Here is a 14471-nt window from a genome sequence, read left to right on the forward strand (position 1 = left end):
GTAGCAGCATATTCACACCATTCAAAAGCAGAAATGGTCGTGCCGATATTAGTGATGAACACACCAAGAAATAAATGATGAAAGCGGCCTAAATTAGGCCGCAATTTCTTGAGTGATTACCAATTTAATTTACTCATATCGCAAGATCAGCGACGGACGTGTACTCGCGGCTTTAAAGGCAAGGGTCGCCACAGTCAACCAGGTGATACCGGCAACCACCAAGGCTGCTGCACCATAAACCCACATCATTTGCTCAATACGGTCATTAAAGTTTGCAAGCCAATCACCAACAAGCCAATAGGTGACTGGATAAGCTATGGCGATACTGACTCCCACCAAAGTCAGAAACTCTTTTGCTAAGATATTCACAATGCTTAGCCGTGATGCCCCTAAGACTTTGCGTACAGCTACTTCTTTTTGACGGCGAACCGTTGCAAAAGATGCCAATCCAAAAGTGCCCAAACAGGTTAAGAATACAGCTAGCGCGGTGAAGATAAGTACTACCTTAGAGATACGCTCATCACCACTAAGTACCGCCCTATAACTGTCTGAAAGGAGGTTGATCTCTGGTTCATACACGTTTGCGGTTTTTGCCAACACACTAATCACATCTTGTCTAATCTGTGCTAAATACTGCGGGTTAATCGTTAAGATCACTTCAGATGTTGGATTAAAATAAGTAAACCCTAATAAAAACATAATATTAGAACTCGCTTCTTGTGCATTCCCCACTTTGACGTCAGCGACGACACCAACCACTCGCATCTCTACGTTGCGGCCAGTATCCTTGATAGTTTTGCCAATAATGTCAGCAACATTACTGTAGCCAGCTTGCTTAGCGACCGACTCGGTAATAATGGTGCCTATTGTGGTTACGCCGTTAACTCGATTTGACCAATCACCGGCAAATTCTCGGCTAAAATCTCGACCTGCAAGTAGCGTTAACCCCAACCCTTTGACTACCTCGTAACTTGTGCCGATAACTGGCGTTAAGGATTGCGACTGTTCACCATTTGGCCACGTTGGTACTAGGGTGTTATTAATCGAGCGAGTCAGCTGCGTATCTATCACACTAATATGTTCAACGCCCTCAATCGCCGCGAACTGTTTAACTAATGACGTTGGCGCTTTTGTAAAAGCCGCTTTAACGGGCACTTCTGAGACCACCAAACGTTGTGTGGTTTCGTAACCAAGCGGTAAGTTTTGCAAATGTGCCAACTGGTACTGTAGCGTTATCGAAGCAATAATTAACCCAACCGCAAGTGCTGCTTGTACAGTTAAAAGACTTTTGCGCACCCAAATCGCGGTACTCCCACGCTGTAAATCTCCGCTTAATACGCGTTTAGCACTAAAAGATGAGATAAAAAATGCAGGATAAAGGCCTGCCAATACCCCCACAGTGACGGCAACCGTAACCACCACGACACTAAACATAGATGCATAATCAATGCTCAGTCCACGGCCAACTAAATTATTGAAACTTGGCAATAGTAGCTCGACCAAAACACAGGCTATTGTCATTGCAAGCAATGACACGAGTACAGACTCAGATAAAAACTGTGCAACTAATTGCGACTTGCTGGCACCAAGAGCCTTGCGTACACCCACTTCTTTTGCACGTTTGGTCGACTGTGCCACCGTCATATTAATAAAGTTAAAGCCAGCGATAAGGATCAGCAGCACACTTAAACCAACACAGATCATCACCACTTGTTTCGCACCACCCACTTTCATTTCAAACGGTGACTTTGCAGTAAAGTGAAGGTCCGTTAAGGGATGCAATTGCAGTGATAAGCGGCCTTTAAAGTCACCGAAATAGTATTTCTCCGTCAGTGTTTTTTCCAAGGCAGTAACGTCTGTTTGCGGTGCCAATCGTAAATAAACATAGCTAGAAGTTATATCCGTATTGGCTGGATCATGCTCTACAGACACTAGGTTTTTAAAGCCAAAATGCGTGTTTTCAGGTAAATCAGTAAATACTGCACCTACCGTATATTGGCCGTTTTTATGCTGCAGAATCTCGCCAACCACGTTCGTGCGGCCAAAAATACGCTGAGCTTCTGAACTACTCAATGCAATGCTATTCGGTACACTCATGGCGCGACTTAGGCTACCTGCCACCGTTTCAATATCGATAAAATTCTCGATATTTGCAGTTGCGCCATAAAGATCATTCAGTTTAAACCCTTGATTTTTTACTGTCACATCTACTTCAGCTTCGCGAGTAAACTCCACCATCGTCAGCGCAAAAACCTCTTCAACTTGGCTATATTCAAGTGCTCGAGTGCCATTGATGTAATTAAAAATAGGAACGACCCCAAGCCCTAATTGCGAATAGTCTTGTGCAATTCGATACACACGCTCAGCTTGAGGTTGTTGGCTGTCGTAAGACAATTCATTTTTTGCGAACAGTGCAACCAAAATTGCCGCGGCTAAGCCCACACTAAGCCCAAGTACATTTAAAATAAAATGCTGCTTTTGCTGCTTAAAAGCACGCAATGCCGTTATTAGATAATTCACTATCATCGTTATGCCACCTCTGATTTTTGTGGTTGCACCACTGTGTTGGCTTTGTCTAACATCACTTGGCCATCGAGAAGGCGTACAAGTCTATCCGCGTATGACCCTTCTTTTTCTGAGTGCGTTACCATGATCACGGTTGTGCCTTCGCGGTTTAGCTCGCGTAACATCGCCATGACTTCTTCGCCGTTTTTGGAGTCCAAGTTACCCGTTGGCTCATCCGCTAAGATAAGTTTAGGGTTAATAACCAGCGCTCTTGCAACCGCCACACGCTGCTGCTGACCACCTGAAAGTTGCTGTGGTAGGTGATCGGCACGGTGGTCGATGGCAACGCGTTTTAAAATCTGCTCTACACGCTGCTTACGTTCACTTTTTGAGATATTTTGGTATTGCAGTGGTAGCTCGACATTTTCAAACACAGTCAGCTCATCAATCAGGTTAAAGCTTTGAAATACAAAACCAATAGACGCTTTACGTAGCTGTGAGAGCTGCTTTTCGCTATAGCCCGCAATGTCAGTGCCCGCAAACTCAAACTGCCCAGATGACGGTGAATCCAACATCCCGAGGATGGACAATAAAGTGGACTTACCACACCCAGATGGGCCCATGATGGCGACAAACTCGCCTTCATTCACAGTGAGGTTAATATCGTTTAGCGCAGTCGTTTCAACGTCTTGAGTACAAAATACACGGTTTAGGTTAGTTAGTTTTATCATTGTTATATCCTTAGAAATTGAGTTGTTGCGCTTTGTCGAAGTTGCTATAGCTTGAGGTGATCACTTGCTCACCTTGTGATAAGCCATCTAACACTTCGTAATAATCTTGATTCTTTTTACCTAAGCGAATGTCACGACGCTCGGCGGTTTTGCCATCACTTGCCAACACGTATACCCAGTTACCGCCAGAGCTAGTAAAGAAGGCACCGCGTTTTAGCAATAAGGCATTTTCTTTGTTACCGCCAAGCATCAGTTCTACATCTATGCTTTGGCCGCGTTTAATGTCGCTTTGGCCGCTTGGTAATGCCACTTCAACCTGAAATTGTGATTGCGTTACACGGCTATCAATTTTGCTCACCTTTGCACTGACTAAGCCACTGTCTAACATCACATTCACTGCCATATCCGGTTGTACTTGATTTAAATAAAACTCATCAAGGCGGACAACCAACTTGTATTCATTCGGAATGTCAATTTGGCCTAACCTTGCCCCTTTACTCTTTGACTCACCGATTTCAACATCCAGCTCACTCAAGTAACCTGATACCGGCGCTTTGATCAGTAGGTTTTCGAGATTTTGACGGGCAAATTGCAAATTCTTCTGTAACATCTCAGCACTGTCTTCTAGCTGTTCGACTTGTACTTTACGAATGGAATTTTCCTGCGTTTGGCGCTCTAACGTCAGCTCCTTTCGGGCCTTGTAATACTGTAAATCGTCCTCAATTTCAGACAATCTGTCGGTTGCCAGCACGCCTTTTTCAACAAGTGGCTTGGATTGCTTATAACGACGTTCCAAATGGCTAATTTGTAAGTCAATTTCAAGCAAGTCACGGCGTAAATTAAGGCGACTGGTTTCCATCGTCATTTGGGTGTTTCTTAGGAAGTTAAGCTGCTCTGTTACTTGCGCTTCGCGACTCATCACGTCTAGCTGTAAACTGGTATTGCTCAATCTCACTAATGGCTGACCCGCCTCAACAAACTCACCCTGCTCCACCAAGCGCTCTTCCACTTGACCACCTGCGATGGTATCTAGGTAAATCGTGGTTTTTGGTACGACTTGACCACGTAAGCTTAGTGCGTCCACAAACGCCCCCTTGCTTACGGTACTCACCGTTAGGCTACTCAGCGCGAGATTTTGACTACGACCTGAAGAGGCAGTGTTATTGAATGCCAGTGCCGCTGCTGCAATGCTCAGAAGTACACCACCTGCCACCGCTTTTTTAAGATGTTTTTGCAATCCTGAACGCTCTATTTTCTTATCCATAATCACGCCTCTTGTTGTTAGTCGGTTAAATCGTTTTATCGAATATGTATGACTAATATCAAGCACCGTGCCAAGCTTGATTTTATTATAAATTACAAAATGTTAGGTATTTACCCTTATATTCTAAGAATAATAAGTGTCCGGAAATAGAACACATCAAAAATAACAAAGTGTCCATAAATGAACACTTTTCGTAGACGAGATCTAAATGATTGCGGTACGCTAAAAGAAAAATAAAGCGATCAGGATATGAAGCAGGAAGGCACCATATTAATTGTCGACGACAACAGCGATATATTAATTGCAGCAAAGCTTTTGCTAAAAAAGCATTACCAAACCATCATCACCACAGATAACCCCTTTGATATAGAAGCACAGATTGCATCGCAGCAAATAGATGTGATCTTGCTTGATATGAACTTTAGCCAAGATGCTATTAGTGGCAAAGAGGGCTTTTATTGGTTAAAGAAAATTGTCGAACAAGACCCGAGCATCGTGGTGTTGTTAATGACTGCCTATGGTGACATTCAGCTTGCCGTTGACGCGATAAAAGCAGGCGCCGCCGACTTTATCGCTAAGCCTTGGCAAAATGACCAACTACTGGGTGCGGTTGCTGCCGCATTTGCTCATGCCAAAGACAAACAGCAGGTTGGTAAGCTCACTCGTCAGACCCAAGGGTTAAATCAGGCACTCAATCAATCTAGTGGTAGCCATCAATTTGCTTTTTTAGGTCAAAGCCCGGCCATGCAAAAGGTATTTAGTACCATAGAACGCGCAGCGCTCACCGATGCCAATATTCTGATCACTGGCGAAAGTGGCACGGGCAAAGAGCTCGCCGCCCACGCCATTCATCAGGCGAGTATGCGCCGCGACAATACCTTTATCAGCCTAGACATGGGTGCTATCTCCGAAAGTTTGTTTGAAAGCGAATTGTTTGGTCATAAAAAAGGGGCGTTTACCGATGCAAAAAGCGATAAGGTCGGTCGCTTTGAACTCGCACACGAGGGGAGCTTGTTTTTGGACGAATTGGGCAACCTGCCAATGAGCCAACAAGCAACGCTACTTGCGGCTTTACAAAATCGACAAGTCACTCCTGTAGGCGGTAATAAGCCCATTTCAGTGGACATACGCCTTATCTGTGCCACCAACGACAACCTGCAACAAGCGGTTGATGAAGGCCGTTTTAGGCAAGATTTATTATATCGGATCAATACCATAGAGATCCGTCTGCCACCGCTTCGCGAGCGTGTCGATGATATTCCACTGCTCGTAAATTACTACCTTGAACACTTTTGCCACAAGTATAAAAGACAACTTGAAGTAAATAGCAGCGACATGCAATGTCTACAAACCTACCCGTGGCCCGGTAATGTCAGGGAGCTCGCACATGCTATCGAGCGCGCGGTGATCTTAAGTGAAAGCGATTTTTTAGATATCAGCACTGTGATTGGCACCACCCCAACGACGGCGCAAGCAAGTAAGGAAGATACCTCGGACACCAATGCACTCACTTTTGAAGGCACTTTCAACCTTGAAGAGATTGAACAACGTACGGTGCGTGCAGCGCTCAAGCATTATCAAGGCAATGTCTCAAACGCAGCCAAAGCGCTCGGGTTAACCCGAGGGGCGATGTATCGTCGCTTAGAAAAGTACGATTTGTAGGAAGAAAAGAAATGACCCGCCTTGCTCACCACCCCACCCTTGTTTTTTTCTTTACTATCATAGGCCTAATAATTTCCAGTGGGCTCTCGCTATATTTGTATATACAAGGTGGCTTTTCGGCAACTTGGCTGTTGATCACCCTTATTACCATCGCGTTTATCTCGGCCTTATACTTTCAATTTAACAAGCAAAACAAGCACATGGGCTTTGTACTTAAGTCTTTAGCCAATGGCGATAGCTCCTTGGGATTAAGCCAACATCACCCCATGCGGCAACACTTAGAAGAGATCAAAACGCGGATCCAAAGCGCGCGGTTGAGCGCCGAGCAGCAAGCTCACTTTTTACAAACCTTGCTAGTGCATATCGACTTAGCGGTTTTGGTGTTCGACAGCGAGGGGAAGGTGATTGAATCAAACCCAGCGGTAACCCGGCTACTCGGTAAACCCATTAATCACAGCGAAGATTTAGAAGATATCGCACCACTGGTTAATGAATGCCATAACAGCTTGAAAACGATAGCAAATTGGCAATATGGCGAGCAACAAGATAACTTGTCTATACAAATAACGTCAGCGCAGATCCAAGGGCAAATTCGTAAAATTGTCACCTTACAATCCATTCGTGATGCTTTACAAAACAAAGAGCAGCAAGCCTATAAGCGCCTCACCAAAGTGCTTACGCATGAGGTGGCTAACTCTATTACACCTCTGTCATCCATTGCACAAACCTGTGAAGGACTCTTGCCCGACACATTAAGTTTTGACGATGAAGAAGATAAACAAGACCTCGCCTTAGCACTGCAAACACTGGCTAAACGCACTGAGTATCTGGGCGCTTTTATCGCCCGCTTTAGAACGGTGAGTAATTTACCCAGCCCAGCGCTGCAACCTGCCCAGCTTGCGTCGATTGTAGAAGGGATTTATCAGTTACATCAACAAAGCTGTCATCAAGCGAACATAGACTTACAGCTTGATATTAGCCACTCCCAACTGGTGATGTTAGACACGGCTCAGATTGAGCAAGTGCTTATTAACTTAACCAAAAATGCCATTGAAGCGGTGCAGCAGCGCAATGACGAAGACCAGCGAGACACCCGCCAAGTGGTGTTAAAGACCGGAGCCAATAACGTAGGCCAGCACTATATAGAAATAAGCGACAACGGCCCCGGCATTGCCGAACATGTAGTCGACATGATTTTCGTGCCGTTTTTTACCACTAAACAACAAGGCTCGGGGATCGGCTTAAGCCTCTCGAGACAAATTATGATTAATCATGGCGGCGACTTAATTTATCTTAAGCGCGAGCAAGGCGCATGCTTCAGATGCGTATTTGGTTAACTCACTTGAGCTTTGCATAAGGGCTTATCTTTAGTTCAAGGCAAATAAGACTACAGGCTAGGTCTAGCCTTAAGGATTTGTGAACTTATAAAAAGTCGGTAAACTAGAAGTATCTAATTTAGGGAAAAGTTCGTGCACACCGTATACAAACCCATTCTTACTATTACTGGAGTTGGCTGGACTGCCGTCATCATATTTTTAACCGCAATCGACTTGCTGCACGATTGGGTTGAGATAGAAAGTGAGCGGCTGAATAACCCTATCTGGTGGGCTTTGCAGGAGTGGGGGCTTTGGTATATTTACACGCCAATACTCTTCTTATGGCTAAATAAACTCAGCCAACAGAATAAGATATGTTGGCGCGATTACCTTGTTTGCTGCTCGGTTTTATTCGTGATGAGCATGTCTATACAAGCCGGATTCGACTATCTCGTTTATCGCGATGATATTCCCTATACCTTGTATTATTTTGCGCCATTACACCCGCTGGTGATCTACGTCTGCTTTATGATTTGGCACAAGTTTATCCGTATTGAAAGCAACGAAGAAAACAATAGCACCGCGATAAATCAACGTTTGCTTGTGGATTTAGGCAGCGATAAGTCATTTGTACAGATCAAAGATATAGTGCACATAGTGGCTGCTAAAAACTATGTTGAAATTCACACCGAGTCACACCAATACCTCAAGCGAGCAACCTTATCTCAGTTTGAAGCCATGCTGCCAACCGATATGTTTGTGCGCACCCACCGCTCTTATTTGGTTAACCTGGCCTATGTTGAACGTATCATCACCAAAGCATCTGGCAATGCCATCATCAAGTTATCAACGGGCGCGCAAATTAGCTTGAGTAAAGGTTACAAGAAAGCGCTAAAGTCACGCTTCGATACACTTTCTCAGGCCGCATAACACCAGCGAGCGACGTGAACCCGCTTACGGTTTCCCGTCGATCCGTCCCATAGAACCACCTTACGTACCTAATAATTTGTTTTATTTGCTTTTTTATTTTTAATAGCGCAATGGAGAGCTTTTTATTCAAAGAGGAACAATGACACGATTTCATCCCTCCACGGCGGCCTATTACGCTTTAATGAGCGTCATAAGTAGCAGCGTTTACGCCAATATGGATAACGCTAAACCGAGTGTCTATGCTGGAAGTTCACTGCAACAGTTTGCAGCACAAGATGCACTTGCAGCCATCGAGCGCTTACCATCATTCACACTCATTGAACAAAGTGGTGAGCGCGGCCTCGGAGGCAGTTCTGCCAATATTTTATTAAATGGCATGGAGATCCGCGTAAAGTCTGGATCGGTCTCGGAGTATTTAAAACAACTTCCCGTTGACCAAATCGTTGCGCTAGAAGTGTACCTAAGTCACCACCCATTTCCTTCACTTAAGCAATATAATCAAGTTGTTAACATCATTCGTAATGAAAAAACCAATGCCTATAATTGGCAACTAGGTAGTGCAATAAATGCCAGTGCCTCCACAGGCATAACAGCAATGGCGGGATTTGTATTACCTAAAGGGCAATGGACACACAGCGGTCATATTCAAGTTCAAGACGAGCCGTTTAAAAGCACCAGCCAAGGTCAGCTGTTCGCGTCTGATAACACACCCGAGGAAAAGAGCGAAGAAACATTTAAAGAGCAAAGTGAGCGAATAACGCTCTCACTTACCAGCCACAAAACCATTCAGGATGGTGCCCTAACGCTCAATGTTCAGGCTGTAAAAGACAACTTGCAGTCGCAATACGAATGGCTGTACCGCACACAAACTTCATCCAGCGATGTTGAATCTGCGTTTTCGCAAGAGCGCGATAAAACAGACACTAGCGAAATGTCTATCGATAGGCAGTGGCAAGGTCAGCGCTGGAGCACACAGCTTACAGGCTACTACTCAAAACAAAAGAATGAGTTGCACATGTTTGATGGTCTCTCTGCGCAACTTTCAACACCGAACTTCACACAGTATAAGCGTGCTGACGAGCGAGTAATTCGCCTGATGGTAAACGACGCTGTCTCGGAGTTCGGTCTTGAGGCCAGTATCAATCGCGTGAATGCCAACACAATATTGCCAGAGGAGCAGTTACACAGCACGATAAAAGAGCTAAGTATTGAGCCCTTTACTGCTTTTACTTGGTCGCTTTCACCAAAATGGCAGTTATACAGCAAACTGGCAGCCGAGCAGGCTACGCTTTCGACCAACAGTAGTAAAAGTGAAGATATTCAACATTTCATCGTCAAGCCGTTGGTGCGATTAAATTATGACGCAACAAAACACATTCAGCTTACGACCACCTTAAAACATGAAGTGGAACAGCTCGATTTTTCACTTTTTTTACCAGAGCTCAACGCAGGATTTGGTCGCTTACAGTTTGGCAACCTGGAAATAAAGCCAATGCAGTACACTGAACTTGCGCTGCAAATTGATATTGAAGAAGGTGAAAGATGGCGTTTTAACGTTAAACCTTTTTATCAGTGGCAAAAAGATGTGCATGAATATCAGCAAGATAATCGAGGTGAAAGCATAGTTGCAAATGCCGGGGATGCCGCACTTTGGGGGCTAGATGGTGCTGTTAATCTAGACTTATCAAGCTGGATCAACAACAGTCAGCTCAATCTTGATTATAGTTATCGAGACGCATCATACCGTGACGCGCTCACAGGAAAACGTACGATTAACGGGACTGTTCCACATTGGGCTAGCGTGCAATTTCGACAAAGCTTTAATCGCTTTTCTTGGAGCGCAGAGATTTCCAGCGGGGATAGTTATCGCGAATATTACCCCGATGAGCAGTTTATTGAATCAGGCTCATTGCAATTAACTTTACAAGCGCAGCTTCAAGTAAGCCAGCAAGTTAAGCTCAATCTAGAAGCTTCGCCACTCACGTCTAGATACGAATATCGACGCTTGTACTACAACACCTCACGGGCAGATAGCGTAAGCGCCGTGGAAACGATTCGTGAACGTGTACCACCTGAGTTTGCGTTCACGCTCAGTGGTAGTTGGTAGGCCGATACTAATCGTGCCTACCGACTTTAGTGTCCTGACTAGGGCCTGTTTATCCTTCAAGTTTGTTTTTGCAGCAGTTTGATTGGTATTTAACCTGAGGTTTGGATAAGGAATGTTCCAACTCATTGTTGCTAAAGCACAACTTAGTTTTCTCCTTGTCTAGCCAGAGAGTTTTAGGGAAAACAAGGCGAATTTACGCACCAATAGCTGGCTATTGGAAGTGAATTCAACGCAGTTAGCGCTAAAACTGGCTGCTAGAAAGGCATTAATTATCCGCAGCTCAGGTTATTTATACAAGGCAGAGCCGGCGTAGCATAGTTATTCTATGTGAGTCAGGCGATAACACAGTAGAAATGCCAATCAAGCGCTGCCCTTTGGGTTCACCTGAGTGCGCTTTGTTCATTGTTGATCAACTTTTGCCTAGATTACTAGGCGGCAAGTCGAGCGTCGCGACTAAAACACACTCAGGAGAACAAAAGTCAAACAGCAAAGGTCAACAGGCCCTAATATCGCTCTAAATGATTGAGAATATGTGGAAAAACATCTACATCAGCCTGACGCCCAAAGATACAATCTATGTGCGCGTAATTGGGGATCACCTTACGCGTAAACTGAGCATCACCAAAGGCATGACAAAGACGTTCATAGGTTTTTTTCGTGCTCTCAGGTAAATAGCATTCGTTATCTGCCCCGCTAATAAATAGCGTCGGCACGTTTAATCGGTTGATGTGTGGCATGTAAACGTCTTTGCCATCTGCATCAACCAGTTTTCCTGCGCGACAAATTGCAGCAAGGTGCTCAAGGGTTTGAATATTGGCTTCGGCAAATAGTTCATCAATATGCTCATGCAGCAAATCGGTTAACTGATCATGACGGTATAAGGAGGCGTACATAAAAGTCACGCGATGGCAGCTGTCATTGTTGCATCGCCCCTGTGCTTCAGCGAGCGCGTACAAGCCTAACGCCTTATCATACAAAGAGGCAAGCCCATTGCTCTGCTGTGGTACTCGCGCCGTTAGCGAGTCTACGCCCAGCCTTTCTAAAAATGAGGGGAGGTGTAAGCCTGTTTTCATTTTTGTTGCCATCGGTACCACGACGTCCGCCGCAATTTGTGATGCAACAACACTGCGAACCCCTGAAAGGCCGCGAAGCATAGACATAAAGAAGGTCGTAGCACCATAACAATGCACCACCGCCTGAATACTATCTGCTCCCGTGATGGTTCGGATCTTGTTCACCGCGGCTGGGTAATCGTATTTCGCTACCTGATCGCCATTTGATTGCTTTGCGGCAGCAGGCAACAAAATACTGACTCGATAATCCAATAGCCACACGTCATATTGGTTAGCGACTAGGTACTCGACTAAGTTGGTATCAATCATGTCGGTGGAAAAGATACTCGAAGCAACTCCCAGACCATGCACTAACATAACTGGGCCCTTGTCACCGCCACGATAACGAGTCAGCGATAGCTGCACATGATCAGCTGTATCAAACAAGTATACTTCAGGTGTTGGAGCCCTTAGCGGCCGCTTTTTGCGCACCAATTCACCACTGTGCGTTTTTTCTTGGTAAAAAATACTGCCGTAACTTTGATATAGTGTGCCCGCAAAAAATTGCCCAAAGCGCGCGATGGCTTTTAAGCGAGCCACTTTACTCTCGGCATGACTTACACGAATAGTGGCAAGCTGCGTCACAAAATCAATCGGCGCTATTTTCATAATACCGTGACCACATACGGCCCCTTGAGTATCTTCTCCCTCATGAATATCAACAAATAAGGTTGTAGTATCATCCCAAAGATCGAGAGAGTGAGGGTCGTCTTTGATTAACTTAAAGGCATTAAAGAAGTACTGCTTGCCATCCTCCGCCATTAAATTCATTTTATAGATCATCTTCCGAGTATTTGGAGGAAAGGCCTGACGCTCAAACAAACGAAACTCACCATTGCGAACGGTCAGTGGTTTATCAGAAAGCAGATTACACTCAACGCGACCCGAAATATGCGCTTTATGTTGTGGGTCGGTCAACATCACCTCTAGATCCGTCGAGGTAACCGTCAATACAAACGATAGCGTTTGGTTTGTTTCTTGACCCTGCTGATAAGCAGCCAAGTAGGTTTGTAAAGAGGTAGTGCTTGGCTCTACCACGCGGCTAAAATAGCCCTGCATGCGCTCTGTAAACGCCAACCCTGTTGTAGTCGGCTCAGCGCTACGGGAGCGGCTTGATGGCAATTGATAGTCAATTTGCCAATCACGGTCCTTGGCGATAAGTGCACAACAGCGCTCCGTCAATGCACTTATCGTAAGCAGCGGATTGACCGCAAGCGATGTTGGAATGATGGCACCATCTGACACATAGAGCGAGTCGTAGCAGGCATCACTCTCTCCCGTAAACACTTGCCCTTTATGATTCACCACCCCTTCGGAACCCGTCTCAGCAAGCCGACAGCCACCTAAAGGATGAACTGTAACCAAGCGATTATTCAACCACGGTGACCAAATTGGGTTTTTAACATAGGTGCCACCGAGCGCCGCTGTCGCTTGAAGCAGCTTTTCACTCGCATGATGAAAATTAGGCTGAGCTCCTAACTCAGGCCAACGGATATTCAACTTGTCTTGCTCTAAAGTTATGACACCTTGGCTATCGTCATGGCTCATTACTAAGTAGGTCTGAGTATGTTTTACCGCACCATGATAAGCGCCTCGCCATTGGCTTTGCCATACTCTCGCTTGCTCCTCCAAAGCGTCATAAAAACCATGATCCGTGTCGAGCCCAACTACACCCGCTGCACTTGCAAGCGCAGTTGGCAACACTCCCGCCATTGCGCCGGGTAAACTTCCCTCTTCAATAATCATTTGTTGCGCGCGTTCGCTCGCTTCACGAAGATCGATTGCACTAGTGATACAAGGTCCTGTAGGCGCTTTGTCTTCAGGCTCTAGATTACCAACCCCAACGCCATCGATTTCGCTGTCGCAGTTATAGCCAAAACCCAACATATCGCCATTACCAGTAAAATGCTGACCAAGTTGCGAAGAGATAGCCAAACCGCGACTTTGGCTACGCAATAAAATTTCATTACTGCCCAGCGTGCCTGCAGCCAAAATCACAATATCCGCCTCAACAAATAACGGAGCTGCAGAAAAGCACTCTGCGCCGGTTCCCATATCTTGGTAAAACACCCGCCAACCAGAGTCGGTTTTCTCAAGGTAGCGTACACTGGCCTGGCAATAAATTTCTGCGCCATGATTCCAAGAATCCGGTAAGTAATTCATTCGAGTGGTGTTTTTGGCATTAAAATTACAGCCAGACACACAGTCTCCGCAGTTGTTGCATGCTTGCTGCTCAACACCCACATGGTTAATGCCACCTTCAGGCGTCGCAAAACATACATTGATTGGCACTTTATTAAAGGGAGCTTCTAATGCATTTGCCGACTGCTGATGAGCCTTCAGTTTATTCAAAGTTGGGTAATATTCAGGGTATAAGGCAGGTTTCAGCATCTCTCGAGCCCGCGTGAATCCCTCTTCCAACAAACCATCCTCATCATCTCTAATCGCGTGTGGCCATACTGGGTCTTTCAGTACTGCATCTACTGGGGGCAAAGCAACATTGGCATTGATAAGAGAGGTGCCGCCTAAACCACAACCGACGACGACATTCTGTTCACGGTGCATATGAATATCAAATAATCCCAAATGAGAGCCCTTGTGTCCTGTTTGGCTATTAAACTGCAACTCGCCAGCGGCCTCCAATTCGGTATCCGGAAATTCTCCCGTTAAAAACTCGCGCCCTCGCTCAAGTAGGCAGACTGATTTTCCGGCTCTCGCCATGCGTGACGCAGCGATAGAACCGCCATAACCACTACCAATAACAAGTACATCGTAATGCGGCTGAATTGCCGCCAGAGGTGAAGAAATTGGTTTCATTTGCTTGATTCCCTCTTCTTATTTTCG

8 protein-coding genes are annotated in these 14471 nt (G+C 45.4%); 4 read left to right on the top strand and 4 right to left on the bottom strand.

Annotated features, from left to right (window positions below; translation table 11 throughout):
- Positions 1–129: 129 nt before the first annotated feature.
- The 3 genes from GSF04_RS22835 to GSF04_RS22845 are packed head-to-tail and all read right to left on the bottom strand — an operon-like array spanning position 130 to position 4500.
- A complete protein-coding gene (locus GSF04_RS22835; RefSeq protein ID WP_211858889.1) occupies positions 130–2526 on the bottom strand; it encodes an ABC transporter permease in 2397 nt (798 codons plus the stop codon).
- Positions 2527–2528: 2 nt separating this feature from the next.
- The gene (locus GSF04_RS22840; protein WP_102057788.1) at positions 2529–3236 is read right to left on the bottom strand and encodes an ABC transporter ATP-binding protein; all 708 of its coding nucleotides are present in this window, start codon (positions 3234–3236) and stop codon (positions 2529–2531) included.
- Positions 3237–3246: 10 nt separating this feature from the next.
- Positions 3247–4500: an efflux RND transporter periplasmic adaptor subunit gene (locus GSF04_RS22845; RefSeq protein WP_102057789.1), complete on the bottom strand. Its 1254-nt coding sequence runs from the start codon at positions 4498–4500 to the stop codon at positions 3247–3249.
- Between the two features lie 249 nt (positions 4501–4749).
- On the opposite strand from GSF04_RS22845, the gene GSF04_RS22850 reads away from it, so the two are divergent.
- From GSF04_RS22850 to GSF04_RS22865, 4 genes are all read left to right on the top strand, one after another.
- Entirely contained in the window at positions 4750–6162 is a 1413-nt protein-coding gene (locus GSF04_RS22850; RefSeq protein ID WP_211858890.1) for a sigma-54 dependent transcriptional regulator, read from the top strand.
- A gap of 11 nt (positions 6163–6173) precedes the next feature.
- Positions 6174–7499 carry an ATP-binding protein gene (locus GSF04_RS22855; RefSeq protein ID WP_211858891.1) on the top strand — a complete coding sequence of 442 codons (1326 nt, stop codon included), beginning with the start codon at positions 6174–6176 and terminating at the stop codon, positions 7497–7499.
- 132 nt (positions 7500–7631) lie between these two features.
- Positions 7632–8408 (top strand): LytTR family DNA-binding domain-containing protein, encoded by a 777-nt coding sequence (locus GSF04_RS22860; RefSeq protein ID WP_211858892.1) that lies wholly within the window; start codon positions 7632–7634, stop codon positions 8406–8408.
- A gap of 139 nt (positions 8409–8547) precedes the next feature.
- On the top strand, positions 8548–10515 hold the full coding sequence (locus tag GSF04_RS22865) for a TonB-dependent receptor (RefSeq protein WP_211858893.1): 1968 nt from the start codon (positions 8548–8550) through the stop codon (positions 10513–10515).
- Between the two features lie 503 nt (positions 10516–11018).
- On the opposite strand, the gene GSF04_RS22870 is transcribed toward GSF04_RS22865, so the two are convergent.
- Complete coding sequence (locus GSF04_RS22870; RefSeq protein WP_211858894.1) at positions 11019–14444, bottom strand: GMC oxidoreductase; 3426 nt, start codon at positions 14442–14444, stop codon at positions 11019–11021.
- Positions 14445–14471 lie beyond the last annotated feature (27 nt).

The organism is Pseudoalteromonas sp. A22 (genome assembly GCF_018141345.1).
Lineage (GTDB): Bacteria > Pseudomonadota > Gammaproteobacteria > Enterobacterales > Alteromonadaceae > Pseudoalteromonas > Pseudoalteromonas maricaloris.